15 protein-coding genes are annotated in these 21,305 nt (G+C 69.5%); 7 read left to right on the top strand and 8 right to left on the bottom strand.

Features of this window, described 5'->3' with window-relative positions; all coding sequences use genetic code 11:
- Positions 1-122: 122 nt before the first annotated feature.
- Positions 123-1,373 (top strand): transglycosylase family protein, encoded by a 1,251-nt coding sequence (locus tag OG452_RS02625; protein WP_327293961.1) that lies wholly within the window; start codon positions 123-125, stop codon positions 1,371-1,373.
- On the opposite strand, the gene OG452_RS02620 is transcribed toward OG452_RS02625, so the two are convergent.
- From OG452_RS02620 to OG452_RS02595, 6 genes are all read right to left on the bottom strand, one after another.
- Positions 1,343-2,329, bottom strand: coding sequence for a DMT family transporter (locus OG452_RS02620; protein WP_327293960.1), 987 nt, complete (start codon positions 2,327-2,329; stop codon positions 1,343-1,345). The genes OG452_RS02625 and OG452_RS02620 overlap by 31 nt on opposite strands.
- A 173-nt stretch (positions 2,330-2,502) precedes the next feature.
- Positions 2,503-3,522 carry an ABC transporter permease gene (locus OG452_RS02615; protein WP_405564665.1) on the bottom strand — a complete coding sequence of 340 codons (1,020 nt, stop codon included), beginning with the start codon at positions 3,520-3,522 and terminating at the stop codon, positions 2,503-2,505.
- Entirely contained in the window at positions 3,519-4,481 is a 963-nt protein-coding gene (locus OG452_RS02610; protein ID WP_327293959.1) for an ABC transporter permease, read from the bottom strand. Before OG452_RS02610 ends, OG452_RS02615 begins: the two co-directional genes overlap by 4 nt.
- Positions 4,474-6,006 (bottom strand): sugar ABC transporter ATP-binding protein, encoded by a 1,533-nt coding sequence (locus OG452_RS02605; protein WP_327293958.1) that lies wholly within the window; start codon positions 6,004-6,006, stop codon positions 4,474-4,476. The genes OG452_RS02610 and OG452_RS02605 overlap by 8 nt, the downstream gene beginning before the upstream one ends.
- 2 nt (positions 6,007-6,008) lie before the next feature.
- Positions 6,009-7,097 carry an ABC transporter substrate-binding protein gene (locus tag OG452_RS02600; RefSeq protein ID WP_405564670.1) on the bottom strand — a complete coding sequence of 363 codons (1,089 nt, stop codon included), beginning with the start codon at positions 7,095-7,097 and terminating at the stop codon, positions 6,009-6,011.
- A 202-nt stretch (positions 7,098-7,299) separates the two neighbouring features.
- Positions 7,300-8,361 carry a LacI family DNA-binding transcriptional regulator gene (locus OG452_RS02595; RefSeq protein ID WP_327293956.1) on the bottom strand — a complete coding sequence of 354 codons (1,062 nt, stop codon included), beginning with the start codon at positions 8,359-8,361 and terminating at the stop codon, positions 7,300-7,302.
- Between the two features lie 134 nt (positions 8,362-8,495).
- Here OG452_RS02595 and OG452_RS02590 point away from each other — a divergent pair, with 134 nt between their 5' ends.
- The gene (locus OG452_RS02590; protein WP_327293955.1) at positions 8,496-11,105 is read left to right on the top strand and encodes a PA14 domain-containing protein; all 2,610 of its coding nucleotides are present in this window, start codon (positions 8,496-8,498) and stop codon (positions 11,103-11,105) included.
- Between the two features lie 327 nt (positions 11,106-11,432).
- The gene (locus OG452_RS02585; RefSeq protein ID WP_327293954.1) at positions 11,433-13,775 is read left to right on the top strand and encodes a GH92 family glycosyl hydrolase; all 2,343 of its coding nucleotides are present in this window, start codon (positions 11,433-11,435) and stop codon (positions 13,773-13,775) included.
- Here OG452_RS02585 and OG452_RS02580 read toward each other — a convergent pair.
- Positions 13,669-15,030, bottom strand: coding sequence for an MFS transporter (locus OG452_RS02580; RefSeq protein WP_327293953.1), 1,362 nt, complete (start codon positions 15,028-15,030; stop codon positions 13,669-13,671). The two genes, OG452_RS02585 and OG452_RS02580, sit on opposite strands and share 107 nt — an antisense overlap.
- A 73-nt stretch (positions 15,031-15,103) precedes the next feature.
- On the opposite strand from OG452_RS02580, the gene OG452_RS02575 reads away from it, so the two are divergent.
- The gene (locus OG452_RS02575) at positions 15,104-15,877 is read left to right on the top strand and encodes an AraC family transcriptional regulator (protein WP_327293952.1); all 774 of its coding nucleotides are present in this window, start codon (positions 15,104-15,106) and stop codon (positions 15,875-15,877) included.
- Between the two features lie 47 nt (positions 15,878-15,924).
- On the opposite strand, the gene OG452_RS02570 is transcribed toward OG452_RS02575, so the two are convergent.
- Positions 15,925-16,341 carry an SH3 domain-containing protein gene (locus OG452_RS02570; RefSeq protein WP_327293951.1) on the bottom strand — a complete coding sequence of 139 codons (417 nt, stop codon included), beginning with the start codon at positions 16,339-16,341 and terminating at the stop codon, positions 15,925-15,927.
- A gap of 276 nt (positions 16,342-16,617) precedes the next feature.
- Between OG452_RS02570 and OG452_RS02565 the strand changes: the two genes are divergently transcribed.
- The 3 genes from OG452_RS02565 (at position 16,618) to OG452_RS02555 (ending at position 21,175) form a co-directional block, all read left to right on the top strand.
- Positions 16,618-18,072 carry an SDR family NAD(P)-dependent oxidoreductase gene (locus OG452_RS02565; RefSeq protein WP_327293950.1) on the top strand — a complete coding sequence of 485 codons (1,455 nt, stop codon included), beginning with the start codon at positions 16,618-16,620 and terminating at the stop codon, positions 18,070-18,072.
- A 298-nt stretch (positions 18,073-18,370) separates the two neighbouring features.
- Positions 18,371-18,571: a hypothetical protein gene (locus OG452_RS02560; RefSeq protein WP_203600357.1), complete on the top strand. Its 201-nt coding sequence runs from the start codon at positions 18,371-18,373 to the stop codon at positions 18,569-18,571.
- 216 nt (positions 18,572-18,787) lie between these two features.
- On the top strand, positions 18,788-21,175 hold the full coding sequence (locus tag OG452_RS02555) for an alpha-L-fucosidase (protein ID WP_327293949.1): 2,388 nt from the start codon (positions 18,788-18,790) through the stop codon (positions 21,173-21,175).
- The last annotated feature ends 130 nt before the right edge of the window (positions 21,176-21,305 follow it).

Raw genomic sequence — 21,305 nt, 5'->3', positions numbered from 1 at the left:
ACACGCACTCTTGTCATTTCCTCCACAGCGGCCTTACTTTTGCGCCCTGCGACGTATCCGGCAGGCATATCCGACGGGTGTGACCGACGGGCGTGCCCGACGCGCGAGTGGGGGAGCCCAGCATGGCCGCATCCGGTCGTCATCGCCGTTACGAGCCGGGCCGCATCAACCGTGCCTCGCTCGCGGTCACCGCCGGCGGTGCCGGACTCGCGCTCCCGCTGCTCACCGCCGGATCGGCCGGCGCGGCCTCGGGTGACGTCTGGGACAAGGTGGCGCGCTGCGAATCCACCGGTGACTGGCAGATCAACACGGGCAACGGTTACTACGGCGGGCTGCAGTTCAGCCGGTCCACCTGGCAGGCGTACGGCGGTGGCGTGTACGCCGCGCGTGCGGATCTGGCGACCGAGCGGCAACAGATCGCGGTCGCGGAGAAGGTACTCAGGGCGCAGGGGCCCACCGCCTGGCCGATCTGCTCGGTACGGGCCGGGCTCAGCAGGGACGACGCCGCGCCGGAGACCATCGTACGGACGGGGACAGGGACGCGGACGGGGACAGGGACGCGGAACAGCGGGTCGCGCGAAGCGGCACCGAAGCCCCGGACCGCGAAGCCGGAACACACGTCGGTGCCGACCGCGAGACCGGCGGTGTCCACGACCCCCGCCGCGCACCACGACGCCTACACAGTGGTCGGCGGCGACTCGCTCTCCGGGATCGCCGAGGCCGAGGACGTCAGCGGAGGCTGGCACCAGTTGTACGAGCAGAACCGCACGGTGGTCGGCGCCGACCCCGACCTGATCCGTCCCGGCCAGCGGCTGCGTATCGGCGAGCAGCAGAAGCAGAAGAAAGACGCGGCGGAGCACACCGCGGGCCCCGCGAAGACCGGCCCCGCAAAGACCAGGCCCGCAAAGACCAGGCCCGCAAAGACCAGTCCCGCGAAACACCACGCCACGGCGCCGGCCGCGACATCGACCGCCCTGGTCGCGCCCGTACCCGGCCACCACACCACGCCCTACCGCGCGTCCGGCGGTTCCTGGTCCAGCGGCCACCACACCGGCATCGACTTCCCGGTCCCGACCGGCACCTCGGTCAAGGCGGTCGCCGCGGGCCGGGTCGTGGCCGCGGGCTGGGGCGGGGCCTACGGCTACCAGGTGGTCATCCGGCACGCGAACGGCAGGTACACCCAGTACGCCCATCTGTCCGCACTGACGGTCCGGATGGGCCAGAACGTCCAGCAGGGACAGCGCATCGCCCGCTCGGGGTCGACCGGGAACGCCACCGGTCCGCATCTGCACTTCGAGGCGCGGACCGGTCCGGCGTACGGCAGCGACATCGACCCGCTGGCCTACCTCAGGGCGGGCGGTGTCGCCGTCTGATCGTCCTTCTTGGCCCGGGAGCGCGCGGCCACCAGCCGCGGCGCCGGTCCCGGCGGCCCGCCGGGTGGCGGGACGTGGGCGGAGGTCCGCCGGTCCTGTGACCCGCGCCCGTCGCCGGACCCAGGCCGGCTCGCGGAGAGCCGCTCCGTCGTCAGCAGGATCAGCCCGCCCGCCGCCACGACACCGCAGGCGAGCGCCAGCACCGTACCGGTCACCCCGAAACGGAACTGCTCGCCGAAGAGCGTGACCCCGATCGCTGCGGCCAGGACCGGGTTGACGACAGTGACGGTCGCCAGCGGGGCCGCGAGCCCGGCTCCCCGGTACGACGCCTGCGAGAGCAGTACCCCGGTCGCCGCGAACCCGGCGATCGCCAGCAGGCTCGCCCACTCGGCAGTCGGCGCGTGCGAGGTCAGGTCCACCGCGACGGTCTTGGTGAAGACGGACGCGGCGCCGAAGGCCACACCCGCGCCCGTCGCCAGCACGATGCTCCGCACGACGGGCTTGCGCACACGCAGGGCTGCCAGGAAGAGCACCGCGATCCCGCCGAAGGTCGCGAGCGCCAGTACGATCCGCTCACCGCCCGGGAGCGTGCCGCTGTCCGCACCGCCGGTCAGCGCGAGCAGCCCCGCAAGACCCACAGCGGCCATGATCGCGCCGCGCCAGGCCGCAGCGCCCGCCTTGCGCCGTACGAACACGGCGGCCATCGGGAGCGCGAAGACGATGGTCAGCGCGCCGAGCGGCTGTACCAGACTCAGCGGCCCGTAGGCGAGTGCGACCACGTGCAGTCCCGCTCCGAGGCCGTTCAGCGTCATGGCGGCCCACCAGCCGCCATGACGCAGGGGTGCGTACGGGCTGCCGGGGGTGGCCGCGGCGACGCGTTCCTGCACGATGGCTCCGGCCGCATACGCGACCGCGGAGACCAGCGACAGCAGAACGGACAGCGCGAGGGCACTCATGTTTCAACGATCTCTCCTTTCGGCCGGAATGTCGTCGTACCCAGGCACCGAATCCTCCGTACTACCAGAGCAGTACGCGCCCGCCCGGGAGGTAGTCCTCGCGGCGGTCGTGCGGGAGGCCGAGATCCGCCCCGTGCGACCTCACCCGCCGCCGGGGGCGGCCGGGCCGGGTGTCACAGCATCCTGCGGCGCCTGCCCAGCCAGGTCTGGGCGATGACCACGGCCGCCAGGAAGGCGCCGCTGACCACCTGCTGGTAGGCCGAGTCCAGCGAGCCGATCTGGTTGATGACGTTCTGGATGACCTTCAGCAGCAGCACACCGACGAGCGATCCGCTGATGAAGCCGAATCCGCCGTTCAGCAGGGTGCCGCCGATGACGACGGCCGAGATCGCCTCCAGCTCCATGCCCGAGCCGAGGATGGTGACACCGGAGACCAGCCAGGCCGCGTTGAGCGCGCCCGCCAGCCCTGAGCAGACCCCGGAGAGCGCGTACACGGTGGTCTTCGTACGGGCGACGGGGGCGCCCATCAGCGCGGCCGCGTCCTCGTTGCCGCCGACCGCGTACACGTACTGGCCGAAGCGCGTGCGGCGCAGCACCACCGCTCCCAGCACGAAGAGCACCACGGTGATCCAGACCGGCACCCCGACGCCGAGCAGCTTGTCCTGGCCGAGACGGGCGAAGAACGACGTGTCGTCGACCAGGTAGGTCGTCGCGCCCTCATGGGTGATCGCCAGCAGAATGCCGCGTGCGGCCAGCAGGGACGCGAGCGTCACAATGAACGGCGCCAGCCTGGCCCTCGCGATCAACAGGCCGTTGACCAGGCCGATCAGCCCGCAGACCGCCAGCGGGAGGAGCAGGGCCACCAGGGTCCCGTACCGCGAACCCCACGCGCCGAGCACGCCACCCAGCGCGAAGAGCGAGCCCACCGACAGATCGATTCCGCCCGTGATGATCACGAAGGTCATACCCAGGGCCACAACGGCGAGGAAGGCCGAGGAGACGGCCATGTTGCCGAGGTTGTCGGTGGTGAGGAAGGTGTCGAAGCTCAGCGAGGCCGCGATCACGGCGACGATCAGTGTCACCAGGGCGCCGTGCTGCTGGGCGAGGGCGCTGATGCGCTCCCCGCGGGACGGCCCGGGCGGCCCGGCCCCTTCGGTCGGCTGACCGGTCCCGATGGTCTGCACGGCGGTCACCGCTTCCCCCGTTCCCGTGCCGCGTACACCGCGAGCACGATCACCACGGCCTGGGCGATCTGCGTCCAGGACGGAGGCAGATCGTGCTTGATGAGTGTGGCGGTCAGCAGCTGGATGAGGACGGCCCCCGCCACGGTGCCGCCGATCCTGATGCGGCCGCCGCTCAGCGGCGTACCGCCGACGACCACCGCGGTGATAGCGGAGAGTTCCATCAGATTGCCGAGCGAGGTCGGATCACTGGCCTGCAGGCGCGCCGACGCGAGGACACCCGCGACCGCCGCCAGCACCCCGGAGCAGACATAGACCAGGATCAGCACCCGCCGGACGGGAAGCCCCGCCAGCTGCGCGGCCGGCCGGCTGTCCCCGATGGCGAGCAACTGCCTGCCGAACGTCGTACGCCGCACCGTGAACGCGACGACCAGGGCGAGAGCCACCGCGATCAGCACCAGATAGGGGATGCCGAGGACGTCCCCCGAGCCCAGCGACGCCATACCGGGGTCGTGGATGTCCTTCAGCTGGGGGAGCAGGACCAGGGCGACCCCGCGCCCGGCCACCATCAGCGCCAGGGTCGCGACGATGGGCTGGACACCGATGAACGCGATCAGCGAGCCGTTGGCCACCCCCACCACGATTCCGCCGATGACCGCCGTGATGAGTGCGATCCACACCCCGTAGCCGAGATAGAGCGAGACCAGCGAGGTCGAGAGAGCCATCACCGAGCCCACCGATAGGTCGACGCCCTCACTGCCGATCGCCAGCGCCATCCCGAGCGCCACGATGAGGACCGGTGCGACCTGTACGGCCTGGGTACGGAAGTTCTCCGCGGACAGGAAGTGCGGGGTGAAGGCGATGTTGGCCACGAGCAGTACGGCCACCCCGGCATACACCCCGTACTCCTGGAGGAGCCGCAGCAGCCGGTCGCGGTCGGCGAAAGTGCGCCCGAGCGCCAGGTCAGTCATGGTCCCCGCCCTTCGCCGCGATGGATCGCAGCAACTGCTCCCCGGTGACGTCAGCACCGGACAACTCCGCGACGACGGCGCCGTCCCGCAGGACGACCACCCGGTCGGAGCCTTCGATCAGCTCCTCGATGTCGGAGGAGATCAGCAGCACGCCCAGCCCGTCCTCGGCGAGTTCGTCGATGAGTTTCTGCACCTCGGCCTTGGCACCGACGTCGATGCCCCGGGTCGGCTCGTCAAGGAGCAGCACCTTGGGCTGCATGGCGAGCCAGCGGGCGAGCAGCACCTTCTGCTGGTTGCCGCCGGAGAGTTCGCCCACTTTCTGGTGCGGGCCCGCGGCCTTGATCCGCAGGCGCGTCATGAAGGTCTCCACGATGCTGTCGATACGTTTCTCGTCGACCAGGCCGAAGCGCGAGAGCCCCGGCAGGGCGGCGAGCGCGATGTTCTCCCGGACCGAGAGCCCCGGCACGATGCCCTCGGCCTTGCGGTCCTCAGGCAGCAGACTGATGCCGGCCCGGATGGCCGCTGGGGTGGATCCGGTACGGACAGCGCCGCCCGCGACGAGCACCCGCCCCGAATCGGGCGGCAGCGCTCCGGCGATGGCCTTGGCGGTCTCGCTGCGGCCCGAGCCGAGCAGCCCGCCGAGACCGACCACCTCGCCGGGCCGGATGGCGATCGACACATCGTCCAGGACATGACGGGCTGTCAATCCCTCTGCCCGCAGTATGGGTTCAACATCGTCGGCGTGCCCGCCGGTGAACTGGGTGAGGCCCTCGCTGCGCACCTCGCCCATCTCGCGCCCGAGCATCATGGAGACCAGCCGCAGCCGGCCCAGCTCGGCGATCGGCCCGGTGTGTACGACTTCGCCGTCCCGCAGCACGGTCACGGTGTCGCAGACCTCGTACAGCTCCTCAAGGCGGTGGCTGACGTAGATCACCGCGATCCCGCGCTCGCGCAGCATCCGGATCACCCCGAACAGGGTCCGGACCTCCGCCGGTTCGAGCGAGGACGTCGGCTCGTCCATGATGACCACCCGGGCATCGACCGAGACCGCCCGGGCGAGCGCCACCATCTGCTGCGTACCGACGCCGAGAGAACGCAACGGTCTGCGGACGTCGGTCCTGACACCCAGTGAGCGCAGCGCGTCGTCCGCCTCGCGGTGCATCCGGCGGAAATCGATCAGGCCGATACGGTTGCGGGGCTCGCGTCCGAGGAAGAGGTTGCGGGCCACGCTCAGCAGCGGGACCAGATTCACCTCCTGGTAGATCGTGGAGATCCCGGCGTGCTGCGCGGCGAGCGGGGTGGCGAACGAAACCGCCTCCTGACGGTAGGTCAATTCGCCCTCGTCGGGCTGGTAGACGCCGGTCAGCACCTTGATGAGGGTGGATTTCCCAGCGCCGTTCTCACCGATCAGCGCATGGACCTCGCCGGGCCGCACCCCGAAGTCCACCCGGGCGAGCGCGCGGGCGCCCGGGAATGTCTTGGTCAGACCGGTGACGGACAGCACCGGCGGTTCCGGCGCGCCCATGCTCAGAACGCCTTGCCGATGTCGGACTTGGCGTTGTCCTTGCTGTACTCGCTGTCCTGGATGATGATGTCCTGCGCGACTTTCTGGCCCTTGGTGAAGTTGTCGAGCGTCTCGAAGGCGAGCGGCCCGAAGCGCGGGTTGGACTCCACATCACCGCTCATCCAGCCGTCCACGATCTGCTGGACGCCGTTGCGCGTGCCGTCCACGGTCACGATCTTCACCGCACCGGCCTTCTTGCCCGCGCCCTTGAGGGCGTTGACGGCGCCGAGGCCCATCTCGTCGTTCTCCGCGTAGATCCCGGCGATGTCCGGATTCGACTGGATGAGCTGCTCGGTGACCTGCTGGCCCTTCTCACGGACGAACTCACCGGTCTGCTCGAAGACCACCTTGAGCCCGGGGGCCTTCGCCTTCAGCTCGTCCTTGAAGCCCTTGGTGCGCTCGGTCGTGACGTTGTTGCCCGCGGAGCCCAGCAGGATGGCGAGTTTGCCCTTGCCGCCGGTCGACGCGATCATCTGGTCGGCCGCCCGCTTGCCCTGCTGGACGAAGTCGGAGCCGATGAAGCTGACGTAGTCCTTGCACGGGGTGGCGTTGATCTTGCGGTCGATGGTGACGATCGGGATGTGCTTCGCCCGCGCCGTACGGAGCACCGGGCCCCAGCCGTCCGAGTTCAGCGGGGCGATGACCAGCAGGTCCGCGCCCTTGGCCATCAAGTCCTGAACGTCGCTGATCTGCTTGGAGAACTGCGACTGCGCGTTGGCGGTGAGCAGCTTCAGGCCGCGCTTCTTGGCCTCGGCCTTCATGGAGGCGGTCTCGGCGATCCGGAAGGGGTTGGCTTCCTTCTCGGACTGGGAGAAACCGATGGTCGCGCTCTTGATGTCGAGCTTCTTGCCGCCGAACTGACCGATGGTGCAGCTCTTGGCGTCTCCCGCGGACGGGGTGGCGACGACCTGGCCCGAATCGCTCTTGCCGGCCGAGGAAGAGGTGTCCTTCGAGCCGTCGTCCTCGGACTTGGCGCAGCCGGAGGCGAGCGCGAGGCTCGCGGCGAGACTGGTGGCGAGAAGGGCTTTGCTGGTGGTACGTCGAAGAAGCATGGTCGGTTTCATGGCGTCCCCAGATGTGGCGCAGGCCCGTGGCAACGAGGCACGGGAGGCGGGCTCGTGCGAGTCGACTCAGCGTTCCGGGCCACTTTTTACAACGTTAGAAGGATCCTGTAAACCCTTCGCGTACCTGACAACGCGATATCGGGCCCGTCACCGAGGCTCATACCGCGCCGATACCGTGCCCGGTCCCGCGTCACCGGCGCCCCAGCGTGCTCTCCCGCTCCACCAGCCTGAATTCCGCCGCCAGTTCGCGTCCGGCAGGCGCGTCGGCTGCCTGCTCCGGGTGCTGGCCGGAGCTCTTTTCCTGGCCCCCTTCGGAGCCCTGGAGGCCGCCGATGACCGACTCCACCGCGAGCCGGGCGATGGACTGCTTGTCCGGCGAGACGGTGGTGAGGGTGACCGCACCGAACTGGCCCTCCGCGATGTCGTCGAACCCCACCACCGCCACGTCCCACGGCACCCGCAGTCCCCGCTCTGAGAGCACCCGCATCGCACCGACCGCGACCAGGTCGTTGTAGGCAAAGACCGCGTCCGGGCGCTGGCCCGAGTCCAGCAGCCAGGCCATGGCCTGCGCCCCGTCCCCCCGGTCCCAGCCGCTGGTGGGCGCCACCAGCGTGTCGGGCGCCGGCAGCCCGGCGGCGGTCAGCTCTTCGCGCCAGCCGCGAAGTCGCAGCTGGGCGGGGAAGTTGATCCGGTCGGTGCGCGCGCCGAGGTACGCGATACGGGTGCGGCCAAGACCGATCAGATGGCGCACCGCCCTGCGCGACGCCGCGACGTTGTCGATCGCGATGTGGTCGTACGGGAGGTCGTACTCGCGCTCACCGAGCAGCACCAGCGGGGCGTCATGGATCCGGCTGCGCAGGTCTTCGGCCTCCAGCTCGATGGGGGAGAGGATCAACCCGTCGATGACCCGGCCCCGGAACCCCTGGCTGACCAGGATCTCCTGCTCGCGCTCGCCGCGGGTGTGGTCGAGCAGCACCGTGTAGTCGTGCTCGGCCGCCGCGTCGATGACGGCCCCCGCCAGCTCGGCGAAGTAAGGGTTGCCGAGTTCGGGCACGGCCAGCGCGAGAATTCCCGTACGGCCTTTGCGCAGGTGGCGGGCCGTGAGATTCGGTACGTAGCCGAGCTCGTCGATCGCTGCCTGCACCTTGGCCCGCATCGCCGGAGTGACGTGCTGGTAGTTGTTCACCACGTTCGAGACGGTCTTGATCGAGACGCCCGCGAGCCCGGCGACGTCCTTGAGGCTTACGCCCACTGAGTCTCCCCTCCGAGTTGCCATGCCGCTGGACAGCAGGCAGGAGTGCGTGCTGTCATGCCAACTGCCGTTCCTTCCAACGTTGTACAGACTGTTGCAACGAGCCGCCACCCTTCCTCACCAAAGGAGGATCCGTGCGCATCCGAAGAAATCTGGCCCTGCTCCTCGCCGCCGTCACCGGCTTCGCGGGGCTCTCGGCGCTACCGGCCGCTTCGGCCACACCCGCCCCATCGAGTCCCGCCGTCACCGCCCACGGGCTGAAGGGGGAGTACTACACCCAATCTGCCCCGGGCGCCTTCGACTTCGGGCAGCTCAAGGCCACCGGGTTCGACCCGGACATCGACTTCCCCACCCTGGAGTCACGGCTCCAGTCCGCCACCGGCCAGTCGGACAACGACAGCGTCCGCTGGACCGGGAAGATCGTCCCGGAGAAGTCCGGCGCCCACACGTTCTCGATGATCGGCGACAACGGCTTCCGGCTCTGGGTCGACGGAAAGCTTGTCATCGACCACTGGGTCGACGACTGGGAGAAGGAACAGACCTCCCAGGCGGTCGAGTTGACCGCTGGCAAGGCCTACGACATCAAGATCGAGTACTTCGAGCACATAGGTGGTTCCGACCTCCATCTGAAGTGGACCCCACCGGGCGGCACCAAGGTGCCGGTCCCGCAGTCCGCGTTCCTGCTGCCGGACGGTTACGACTACGACGGCGCCATCGCCGCCACCGTCCAGAAGTCCGGGCGCACCCTCAAGCTGGACTTCGCACAGAAGCTCGCACCCCCGCCCGCCGGACTCGCGGGCCATCTCGATGCCGTCATCGGCGGCGCGACCTGGCCGCTGGGCGCCGTCAAGGCGGACCCGGCCGACCCGCGCAGCCTCACCGTCGCACTCAAGGAACCGGTCGTCGGCAAGAAGGGCGGCGGCGCCAACGGTCTCGCGGACGTCCGCTACGACGGGCAGGGCGCGCTGAAGGGCCAGGACGGCAAGGCGGTCGGAGCCTTCTGGTCGAGCGGTGCCAACAACTCCGAGTACGAACTGCGCACCAAGTGGGCCGACGACGTCAGCCCCTCCAACGCGCACCCCGAGTACCCGAGGCCCCAGCTCACCCGTGACGACTGGCAGAACCTCAACGGCAGCTGGCAGTTCTCCGCCGCCAAGGCGGGCGAGAAGCCGCCGGTGGGCAAGAAGCTGGCGGAGAAGATCCTCGTTCCGTACCCGGTGGAGTCGCAGCTCTCCGGGGTGGAGCGGCACGAGGACCGGATGTGGTATCGGCGTACGTTCACGGTCCCCAAGGGCTGGAAGGTCGGATCGGGCAAGAGGCTCCAGCTCAACTTCGGGGCGGTCGACTGGCAGGCCGAGGTGTATGTCAACGGCACGAAGGTCACCGAACACAAGGGCGGCTACGACAAGTTCAGCGCGGACATCACCGACGCACTGAGGCCCGGCCGCACCCAGGAGGTGATCGTCGGGGTTTATGACCCGACCGATGCCAAGGGCGGCGAGAACCCGCCGATGGGCAAGCAGCGCCTGGACCCGAGCGGCATCTGGTACACCCCGTCGTCCGGCATCTGGCAGACCGTGTGGATGGAGCCGGTCGCGGCCGACCACGCGGACTCCCTCAAGCTCACCCCGGACATCACCGCGCAGAAGGTCGCCGTCGACGTGCGGGGCGTCCGCGACGGGGTGCGCGTCACGGCCACCGCGTACGACGGGAAGCGCAAGGTTGGCACCGCCACCGGCCGTACGGGTGCGGCACTGAACGTACCGGTGCCCAAGCCGCACCTCTGGTCGGCGGACGATCCGCATCTCTACCAGCTCAAGGTCACCGTCGGCTCCGACCGGGTCGGCAGCTACTTCGGGATGCGCTCCATCGCGGTCGAGAAGGTGAACGGCACCCCGCGCACCGTCCTCAACGGCAAACCGGTCTTCATGATGGCCACCCTTGACCAGGGCTTCTGGCCGGACGGCCTGTACACGGCGCCGACCGACGAGGCCCTCGCGTACGACCTCAAGATGCACAAGGCGATGGGCTTCAACGCGGTCCGCAAGCACATCAAGGTCGAACCCGACCGCTGGTTCTACTGGGCGGACAAGCTCGGTCTGATGGTCTGGCAGGACATGCCTGCCATGGAGGCGGGCACCAACCCGTCCCCGGCCGCGCGCACCGAGTACGAGCACGAGATGAAGCAGATGATCGACCAGCACAGCAGCCATCCGTCGGTCGTCATGTGGGTGACCTTCAACGAGGGCTGGGGCCAGTACGACATGGCGCGCATCGCCGACCAGGCCAAGGCCTGGGACCCGACGCGCCTGGTCAACAGCATGTCGGGCATCAACCTGGGAGCCGACGGAGGCACCGGCGACATCATCGACGAGCACGGCTACCCGAGCCCGGCACTGCCGGCGCCCGACGGGAGACGCGCGATGGTCAGTGGTGAGTACGGCGGACTCGGGCTGGCCGTTCCCGGGCACGCCTGGGCGGTGCAGCAGTCGTACGTCGCGGTCGACCCGGCCACGTACACCGACGACTACCTCGCCAAGCTCGGCGAGGTGCGCAAGCTCGCCTGCCAGGGCAGCAACGGCGCCGTCTACACCCAGATCTCCGATGTGGAGGGCGAGTTGAACGGGCTGATGACCTACGACCGGAAAATCGTCAAGCCCGATGTGAAGCGGGTCAAGGCCGCCCAGGACGCGCTGATCCACGACGCGTCGCAGGCGGTTCCGGCAGGGTGCCCGGCCTCCTGACCGATCCGGGTGCACCGGACCGCGGCGCGCGGTCCGGTGCACCCGGACCATTCCGGTCGGAACTCTTGACGCGAGCCCGACAGGAACCAACAATGATCGCGTTCTGACAACGTTGTCCAAGGAGGTGGAGCGGCTTGTCCTCTCGCCCGTACGAGGTGAGCGGCGACGGCTTCGCCTACGGGTGGGTGAACTCTCCCGCCACGGCCACGTCAGCGCACTGACCGCAGACGCTTCCGCCCGTTAAATGGTGCCCTTGCCGTCCCCGACACCCCCCCCACAGCCCCGTACACCCCAGTCCGCCCCTCTTCCCCGTGGAGGTCTCCACCCATGTACTGGACACAACGGCTGCGCGGCGCAGGGACGGCCGTGGCCGCCGCCGCGCTCATCGGCGGGGCTCTCGCCGCGCCGACGGCCGAGGCCGCGGGCGCCCCTCCCGGCGGCCGACTGACCGATCTCGTCAACCCGTTCATCGGTACGGAGAACGAGGGGAACACCTACCCGGGCGCCGCGGTGCCCTTCGGGATGGTGCAGCTCTCGCCGGACACCGGGCACAACACCGGCTACGACCACGCCCAGAACGAGATCCGCGGCTTCTCCAGCGTGCACATCTCGGGGGTGGGCTGCGGTCTCGGCGGCGATCTGCCGACCCTGCCGACCACCGGTGACGTCACCGAGACCGACTACGCCAAGTACGCGGCGAAGTTCAGCCACGACACCGAGAAGGCGAGCCCCGGCTACTACAAGGTCGGCCTCGACTCCGGCATCACCGCCGAACTCACCGCCACCAAGCGCACCGGGGTACAGCGCTACACCTTCCCCGCGACCGACAAGGCCAACGTCCTGCTGAATGCGGGCCAGTCGCTGCACAAGACGGTCTCCACCTCCGTCGAAGTGCTCGACTCCCGCACCATCCGCACGGCCATCACGGGCAGCGGTTTCTGCCAGGACACCAAGCCGTACACCCTCTACACCGTCACGCGCTTCGACCGCCCCTTCACCACTTCGGGCACCTGGAAGGACGGCACCGTCTCGCAGGGCTCACGGAAGTCCACCGGGACCGGCGGCAACGGCGCCTGGGTGCGCTTCGACACGTCCAAGGACCGTACGGTCGAGGCCACCACGGCCATCAGCTATGTCGACGCGACCGGTGCGGCCCGCAATCTGCACGCCGAGGGAGGCAAGAGCTTCGACCGGGTGCGCCGCGCCGCGCAGGCGAGCTGGGAGGACCGGCTCGACGACGTCCAGGCACAGGGCGGCAGCGACACCCAGCGCCGTACCTTCTACTCCTCGCTCTACCGGTCGTTCCTCGCCCCCAACATCGGCAGTGACATCGACGGCCGCTACACGGGCTGGGACCAGAAGATCCACCGCGCCAAGGGGTTCGACTACTACCAGAACTGGTCGCTGTGGGACACCTACCGCACCCAGACCCAGCTGCTCTCCCTCCTCGCGCCGCGCGAGGAGCGGAACATGGCGATCTCCGTACTGAAGATCGACGAGCAGAGCGGCTGGCTGCCCAAGTGGGGCTACGGCACGGTCGAGACGAACATCATGACGGGCGACCCGGTCACCCCCTTCCTCACCAACGCCTACCGGCAGGGGCTGCTCAAGGGGTACGAGGAGCAGGCCTACCGCGCACTCAAGAAGAACGCCGACGGGACCCCGCCAGCCGACTCCCCGGCGGTCGGCCGTGAGGCCAACGTCCAGTACCTGAAGGACGGTTTCGCGCCGTACATCAAGAACCGCCCCCATGTGAAGCCCGGTGACTCGGACTTCGACCACGGGGCGTCGGCCACCCTGGAGTACGCGCTCTCCGACGCCATGCTCGGCCAGATGGCCGGCGACCTCGGCCACCAGGCGGACGCCAAGCGTTACGCGGCCCGCGCCCAGAGCTACCGCAACATCTTCGACCCCTCGACCGGGTTCTTCCGCGCCCGCGACGAGAACGGGAACTTCACCGGCCCTGCCGACCCGGCGCAGGGCGAGGGCTTCCACGAGGGCACGGCCTGGCAGTACCAGTGGATGGTCCCGCAGGACCTGTCCGGCATGGTGGACCTGATCGGCGGCAAGGACGCGGCCAACAAGCGCCTCGACTCCTTCTTCGCCTACGACCAGCTCCTCGCCGACCCGGCGAAGACGGCCACCGACGTGTGGGTCAACGGCCCGTACGACTACTACAACGCGGACAAGTACAACCCGCAGAACGAGCCCGACCTGATCGCCCCGTACACCTATCTCTCCACAGGCCAGCCGTGGAAGACGACCGATGTGGTGCATGCCGCGCTGACCCTCTTCACGGACACCCCGACCGGTATGACGGGCAACGACGACCTGGGCACCATGTCCGCCTGGAACGTCCTGTCCTCCATCGGTGTCTACCCGGTCCAGCCGGGCACCGACACCTGGGGTCTGTCGACGCCCGCCTTCCAGCGCGTCGATCTGAAGCTGGACCGCCGCTACTACCCGCACGGCGGCTTCACGGTGAAGGCGCCGGGAGCCTCGGACACCGACCGGTACATCCAGTCGGCCGCCGTGGACGGCGCGGCCCACGCGAAGACGTATCTCACCACCGACGAGATCCGCTCGGGCCGCACCCTGTCCTTCGACGTCGGAGCCAAGCCGTCCGACTGGGGTACGGACCCCTCCGCCGCCCCGCCCGCCGTCCGCTGACCGGCTGATCCGGACCGTCCGCTCCCGTACCCGGGGGCGGACGGTCCCCGTCGCGTGCGGGCAGGACCCCCACGACCAGACCGGCCACGGCTGCGACCGTCCCGGTGCCCACCACGGCGGGCCAACCGCCACCCGCCCATGCCAGCGAACCCATCAGCGAGCCGAGTGCGATCCCCAGGAAACGGAAGGTGAAGTAGAGGGTGTTGAGACGGCTGTGGATGCGCGGGTCCAGGGTGAACAGCACGGTCTGGCTGACGGCCTGACCGCCCCAGACCCCCACATCGAGCACGATCACCCCGGCCACCAGCCACCAGAACCGGGTGCCGCCCGGCAGCAGGACCAGCCACCCCGCGACGACCAGCCCGATCAGCGCCGCCAGCGCACTGCGTCGGCCGGTCCGGTCGGCCAGCCGCCCGGCGTACGGCGAGAGCAGAGCGCTGGCCGCCGCGACCAGACCGAACAGCCCGATGCCGGTCGGGCCGACGCCGTAGTGCTGCTCCAGCAGAAAGGTCAGCGTGGTCCAGAACGCGCCGAACGCGATCCCGACCAGCGCTCCCGACACGGTGATCCGGCGTACCAGCGGGTGGGCCAGGAACAGCCGCGGCAGTGACGAGAGGGTGTCCTGGTACGAGGCGGCGCCGGTGGCGGGCGGGACGTACGGCAGTGCCCCGCGCAGCACCAGCACCAGCAGCAGGGTCAGCAGGCAGGAGCATCCGAACACGGCGCGCCAGCCCGCCAGTTCGGCCAGCGAGCCCGAGTAGGCGCGGGACGCGAGCACGCCCATCAGCAGACCGCCCTGCACGGTGCCGACAATCCGTCCGGCGCCCGGCCCGGCCCGCCCGTCGCCCGCCAGGGCCACCGCGAGCGGAGTGACCAGCTGCGGGACGGGCGACAGCAGACCGACGGCGAACCCCGCGACGACGAGCCACCCCACCGAAGGGGCCAGTGCGCACCCCGCGAGCGCGACGGCGGACGCCGTACCGAGCCCGAGGATCAGCCGCCTCCGGTCATGGCTGTCCCCGGCCGGCACGAGCAGCAGGATGCCCGCCGCATAGCCCAGCTGGGTGGCCGTCGGAACGGCCGCGAGGGCGTCGGGCCCGGCCCGGAGTGAGGCGGCCGCCGCCCCCATGAGCGGCTGGCTGAGATAGACATTGGCGGCCGTGACAGCGCTGGTGGCGGTGAGCAGCAGGGTGAGCCGCCGGGTCCCGCCACCCTTCGCACGGCGCTGGCCTGCGGAAACGTTGGATTCGATCACATAGGCCGACGTTAGGGCGGGCACCTGCTGGCATACTTTCTCTGCTACGCCATTGTCTATCGAGAATGCGCCAATGTACGGAAAGAGCGAGCTGCGCGACGACTACCAGTCGGTTCCCAGACCGCTGGCGGCGATGGCCAGGGACCTGCCCGACGGCCACCACATCCCGCCGCACCGCCACCGGCGCGCCCAGCTGATCTACGGCACGACCGGGGCCATCACCGTGGTCACCGGCCACGGGGCCTGGGTCGTCCCGGCCACCCGCGGGGTCTGGGTGCCGGCCGGCCTCACCCACGAGATGAGCTGTGCCGGCGCGGTCGCCATGCGCACCCTGTACATCGAGCCGCAGCCGGACCTGCCACGGGAGCCGACCGTCGTCTCCGTCTCACCGCTGCTGCGCGAACTCATCGAGGAGGCCGCGCGGCTCCCCGTGGAGTACGACCCGCAGAGCCGCGACGGAAAGGTCATGGAACTGCTCCTCCTCCAGCTGACCCCGCACCCGGTCGCCGCGCTGCACCTGCCTGCCCCCGCGGACGCCGGCCTCGCGCCGCTCTGCGCGGCGGTCGTGCGGGACCCCGGCGCAGCCTGGCGGACGAAGGAGGCCGCGGCCTTCGCGCATCTGAGCCCACGCACTCTCCAGCGCAGATTCCCGGCCACAACCGGAATGAGCCTGGCCCGCTGGGTTCAGCAGGCCAGGCTCATTCACGCGGTGACACTGCTCGCCAGGGGGGTGCCGGTCACTTCGGTGTCCGGCGCGCTGGGCTACGCGACACCGAGCGCGTTCACCGCGATGTTCCGCCGCGCGCTCGGTACCAGCCCCACCGGGTACTTCACCCCGGGGCGCTGAGCGCGCCGGGTGCCGGGCATCCCGAACGCGCTCCGCCGATGGGCTGATCAGCCCTTGGCGCCCTGCGGCACCGAGTTGAGCATTTCACGGCTGCTGCGGTCGACGTCCTTGCAGTACTTCACGTAGCCGTGGTTGTCCATGTAGCGCGCCGAGACCCACACCTGGCGGTCACGGAGCAGGTACCAGATGCTGTTGCCCTCGATGTTCTGGGCGCGGACCTTGCACTTCAGGCCCACCTGCTCGCGGTAGTGCAGGGACCCACGCACGGACGAGTCCGTGCTGGGGTACTGGCGCTCGATCAGGCCCGAGCGGGCGGTGACCGTGCCGTACGGGGTGTGCGGCGAGGCCTGGGCCGGAGCGGCGGCCATCAGCGTGGCTCCGAGGGCGACGGCGGTGGTCAGCGCGCCTGCGCCCGCGATGATGTTCCGGCCGCGGACGGTACGGAGGACAGCGGTTGTGGACAAGAGGTTCTCCTGGTTCTTGAAGCGCAATGACACTCATTGGCGCGAGTCGGACATTACGCCGCAAAATTCCCAACGAGCGGGATAAAACGCGGTGTTGGGCCGAACGTGTAAGGCCGGATCCCGTCTTCGCCGGGCGAGGACCACCAGTGCGCCGCCCGGCGAGGTCGGCCGGGTGCGCAGTCGCCGTTTTTGGCTTCCCGCCCGGCTGCGTATATCTTGGTCAGTTGGTCGATGGCCCACTGCTGACCTGGGGCTACGGAACACAGAGGAACAACGATGACGGTGACAGAGGAAAGCCAGGCATTCGGCCCGGGCATTGATCCGGAGCGGCTGGCTCTCTGCCTCAGCGTGCTCGACGAGCTGGAGAAGATCGACGTCGACCACCCGGACGCCGTCGCGGTCCGCCGTGCTACGGCGGGTGTCTACCGCACCGTGAAGCAGCGCCGCCGGCAGGAGCGCCGCGCCGCCAAGACCGCTCACGACAAGGCCGTCACCGAAGCCACCGCCACCGGCTCGGCCGAGCGCATCGACGACGAGACGCAGGGGGTGCTGCCCTCGTCGAGCGCCCAGGGCGAGATCGCGGGCATACTCCAGCGCCCCCGGTCCTGCTACATCTGCAAGACCCGGTACGTCGAGGTCGACGTCTTCTACCACCAGCTCTGCCGCGACTGCGCCGCGGAGAACCGCGCGCGCCGCGATGCCCGTACCGACCTCACCGGACGCCGGGCCCTGCTCACCGGCGGCCGGGCCAAGATCGGCATGTACATCGCGCTGCGGCTGCTGCGCGACGGCGCACACACCACCATCACCACCCGCTTCCCGAAGGACGCGGTCCGCCGCTTCAAGGCGATGCCCGACAGTGGGGAGTGGATGCACCGCCTGAAGGTCGTCGGGATAGATCTGCGTGACCCCGCCCAGGTCGTCGCTCTCGCCGACTCGGTCGCCGCCGAGGGCCCGCTCGACATCCTGATCAACAACGCCGCCCAGACCGTGCGCCGCTCGCCGCAGGCGTACAGCGAACTGATCGCCGCCGAGGCCGCGCCCCTGCCCGCGGGCGAGCTGCCCTCGTCGCAGGTCATCGGCGCGTTCGGGAGCGGGGCACAGGTCTCGCTGCCCAGCGCCAGGCCGGGTGGGCTGAGCGCCCAGGACGTGGCCGAGCTCGCACTGGTCACCGGATCCGCCTCGCCCGCCCGTATCGAGGCGGGCACCGCGATAGACGCGGGCGGACTCGTGCCTGATCTGCACGACACCAACAGCTGGATCCAGACCGTCGAGGAGGTCGACGCGGTCGAGCTGCTGGAGGTCCAGCTCTGCAACTCCACCGCGCCGTTCATCCTGATCAGCCGGCTGCGCCCGGCGATGGCGGCAGCGGCGGCCGACCGCACCTACGTGGTCAACGTGTCCGCGATGGAGGGCGTCTTCAGCCGCGGCTACAAGGGGGCCGGCCACCCGCACACCAACATGGCCAAGGCCGCGCTGAACATGCTGACCCGCACCAGCGGCCAGGAGATGTTCGAATCGGACGGCATTCTGATGACCGCGGTGGACACCGGCTGGATCACCGACGAACGCCCGCACCCGGACAAGATGCGCCTCGCCGACGAGGGCTTCCACGCTCCGCTGGATCTGATCGACGGCGCGGCCCGGGTCTACGACCCCATCGTGCGCGGCGAGGCGGGCGAAGACCTGCACAGCGTCTTCCTCAAGGACTACGCCCCCGCGAACTGGTAGGAACGCCGGCTCCACCACGCGCCGTGCGACGCCACCGGTCTGTCCTCTCCCGGAGTGCCGTCGGGCCGATTCGAGCAGATCATGGCCGGATGGAGTCCCTCTGAACGGAAGGCAAAGAAAACTTGGCCATCCGACTGTCGCCCCTATCGAGCGGAACCCCGCTCATTTGGTTACTCTGATGCGGACGGACAGTCGATGGGGTTACACCAAATCTCTCGTCCCGTCCTGGGACAGGTACGCACCACGGCCGCGGTCCCGCCCGAAAACCGGCGCCACCGCGTCCGAACTGCCCCTGTCCATGCGGTTACGCGACACAAAGGAGTGCGCGGTGACATCAGAGACCATCACGAAGCGCGAGCAGCGCCCGGCGGAACGTACCGGGACTGTCCGGCCCGAGAAGCTCCTCAATCTCGACGTCTGGGCCAGGTCGGCCCCGATCAGGCTGGCGGGCTACGAGGACGACCTCGCTGAGCCCCACATCCTGCAGGGGATCGACTGACCGCTGCACGCACACACCCCGACGGCCCGCTCCGCACCTGGAGCGGGCCGTTCGCGTTGTGCGGACAGGGTTTTCGCCGACGGCGCGGATTCAACCGTCAGGCATCCGGACAGAGCTCAGGCATCCGATGTCTGGTGGGGGATTATTTCTTCGTGCCGCATTCTGTGCTGTGAGGTGTATTGACAGGCACTCGACATGCTCCAATCATCGGACCTTATGACCGAACTTCCAAGACGCCATGTACTCGGAATGACGGCGGGGGCGGCTGTCGGCGCCGCTCTGCTCGCCCCGGCCACGGCCGACGCGGACACCGGCACCCCGGGGGCCCGGGCCCCCGGTACAGGAACGGCGGTTCCCGGCGCAGCGGCGAAGGGCGACTGGGGAGCGGTTCCGGCCGCGGTCCCCGTACCGCTCGACCAGTGGTTCGACAACGACGGGATCGACACCGCGGACGCCCGCGGCGGCGACTTCGACGGCTCCGGCTACACCTTCCCGGGCGACGAACTGCCTTCCGGCGCCGTGCAGTTGAACGGCATCGCGTTCGACTTCCCCGCCGCGACCGCCGGGGCCAAGAACAACGTTGTCGCCCTCGGGCAGCGGCTGGACCTGCCCCGGGGGCGCTATCTGTCCGGGTCATTCCTCGTCGCGTGCAGCTACGGGGAGGCGTCCGGCCAGGCGACCCTGCACTACGCGGACGGCTCCACCGGCACCGCCGGCCTCGGCGGACCCGACTGGTACTCCGGCAGTGGTCCGCTCTCCGCCCCCTACCGTTACACCCCGTCCGGCGGGAAGGACCAGCACCAGGTCTCCCTCGGGGTCTCCGAACTGGCGGTGGACGCCGCCCGGGAGCTGGTGGGTATCACCCTGCCGAAGACGAACCCGGCCGAGGCGAACAAGCCGTCACTGCACGTCTTCGCCCTCTCGCTGCAGCCGGCGGCCGAGGGCCGTGCGCTGGCCGTACGCGACGCGCACTCCACCACCAGCCTGCTCGACTCGGGAGCCCAGAGCGTCGAGGCCACCGTCGTCAACGCGGGCACGGTCGCCGTGCTCGGCTCCGACGCGCTCACCCTCTCCGTCGACGTGCAGGGCGCTCGTACGGTCGTCCCCGCCCGGGTGCCGCGACTCGCCCCCGGCGACCAGGCGAGGGTGCGGATCGGTATCCGCAGCAAGCCCGGGGTGAAGCCGGGAACGATGCGCGACGGCCGGGTCGTGGCGCACGGCCGCGGCTCGGACGCAGCCGCGGCGGCGAGCAGGCTCACCCTCGGGGTGCCGGAGTTCGAGGCCACCGATGCCTCGCTCTCCACGCACCAGGCCCCGTACTGGTTCCAGGACGCGAAGTTCGGGATCTTCATCCACTGGGGTGTCTACTCGGTGCCCGCCTGGGCGCCTGTCGGCAAGCAGTACGCCGAGTGGTACTGGAACCAGATGCAGGACCCGAACAACCCGACGTACGCCCACCACCGCGATGTCTACGGCGAGAACTTCAACTACGACGACTTCATCCCGAGGTTCACGGCGGAGAAGTTCGATCCGCGCTCCTGGGTCGAGCTGTTCCGGGACGCCGGGGCGCAGTACCACGTGCTCACCTCCAAGCACCATGAGGGCTTCGCGCTGTGGGACACCAAGGTCTCCGACCGCAACGCCGTGAAGATGGGGCCGAAGCGCGATCTGGTCAAGGAGTTGTTCGACGCCTCCCGCCGGTACGCGCCGGAGCTGCACCGGGGGCTGTACTTCTCGATGCCGGAGTGGTTCAACCCGGACAACCCCTGGAGCGGGCAGCTCTATCCGCCGCGCAATCCGTACACCCTGGAGCCCGTCCCGTACACCGGCTACACGGCGGGCAAGGACTACATCAAGGACTACCAGGCCCCGCAGATGCTGGAGCTGATCCACGGGTACGACCCCGAGGTGCTCTGGTGCGACATCGGCGGGCCGAACGACAGCCACCGGGTGATGGCCGAGTACTACAACAACGCCAAGGACCGGGCCCGGCCGATCGGGGTCGCCGTCAACAACCGGTCCGGCATCGGGCCGCACGACTTCACGACCCCCGAGTACGCGACGTACGACTCCATCGTCACCGACAAGTGGGAGGCCAGCCGGGGGCTCGACCCCTACAGCTACGGCTACAACCAGGCCACCCCTGACAGCATGTACATGTCGGCGGAGGAGATCGTGCACACGCTCATCGACACATCGAGCAAGAACGGCAACTTCCTCCTCGACATCGGGCCGCGCGCGGACGGCACCATCCCGGAGATCATGCAGACCAGGCTGCGGCAGACCGGTAAATGGCTGGAGGTCAACGGCGAGGCGATCCACGGCTCCACCTACTGGGCGCGGATGCCCCAACTCGGTGACGATCTGCGCTTCACGGTCCGGCCCGGCAAGGCGTTCTACATCCACTCGCTGGTCCGGCCGGGCGCCACGCTGACCGTCGAGGCGCCGGTGCCGATCCGCAGCGGGGACCGGGTGACCATGCTCGGTTACCGGCGGCCGCTCACCTGGCGTACGAGCGGGGACAAACTGGTGATCGACGTACCCGCGGGCGCGCGCTCCGCCGGCGAGTACGCCTGGGTCTTCAGGGTCGAGCAGAGCAGATAGCAGCGCCGGGGTCTGCCGGAGTCCGCCGGGGTGCTCATCCCGGCAGACCCCTTCCGCCTCCTGCCCTCCGAGTTTCCGTCCTTCCTGGCCCCACAGAAAGGGAACGAGTGTTCCCTTCGAGGGTGAGGAT

The sequence above is a fragment of the Streptomyces sp. NBC_01197 genome, from assembly GCF_036010505.1.
Lineage (GTDB): Bacteria > Actinomycetota > Actinomycetes > Streptomycetales > Streptomycetaceae > Streptomyces.
This window is presented reverse-complemented; position numbering and strand designations above follow the sequence as displayed.

Coding starts and splice junctions, on each gene's coding strand:
- OG452_RS02560 (WP_203600357.1), top strand. CDS start 18,371: ATGCGGTTACGCGACACAAAGGAGTGCGCGGTGACATCAGAGACCATC.
- OG452_RS02620 (WP_327293960.1), bottom strand. CDS start 2,329: ATGAGTGCCCTCGCGCTGTCCGTTCTGCTGTCGCTGGTCTCCGCGGTC.
- OG452_RS02605 (WP_327293958.1), bottom strand. CDS start 6,006: ATGGGCGCGCCGGAACCGCCGGTGCTGTCCGTCACCGGTCTGACCAAG.
- OG452_RS02625 (WP_327293961.1), top strand. CDS start 123: ATGGCCGCATCCGGTCGTCATCGCCGTTACGAGCCGGGCCGCATCAAC.
- OG452_RS02555 (WP_327293949.1), top strand. CDS start 18,788: ATGACCGAACTTCCAAGACGCCATGTACTCGGAATGACGGCGGGGGCG.
- OG452_RS02565 (WP_327293950.1), top strand. CDS start 16,618: ATGACGGTGACAGAGGAAAGCCAGGCATTCGGCCCGGGCATTGATCCG.
- OG452_RS02610 (WP_327293959.1), bottom strand. CDS start 4,481: ATGACTGACCTGGCGCTCGGGCGCACTTTCGCCGACCGCGACCGGCTG.
- OG452_RS02585 (WP_327293954.1), top strand. CDS start 11,433: ATGTACTGGACACAACGGCTGCGCGGCGCAGGGACGGCCGTGGCCGCC.
- OG452_RS02600 (WP_405564670.1), bottom strand. CDS start 7,097: ATGCTTCTTCGACGTACCACCAGCAAAGCCCTTCTCGCCACCAGTCTC.
- OG452_RS02575 (WP_327293952.1), top strand. CDS start 15,104: ATGTACGGAAAGAGCGAGCTGCGCGACGACTACCAGTCGGTTCCCAGA.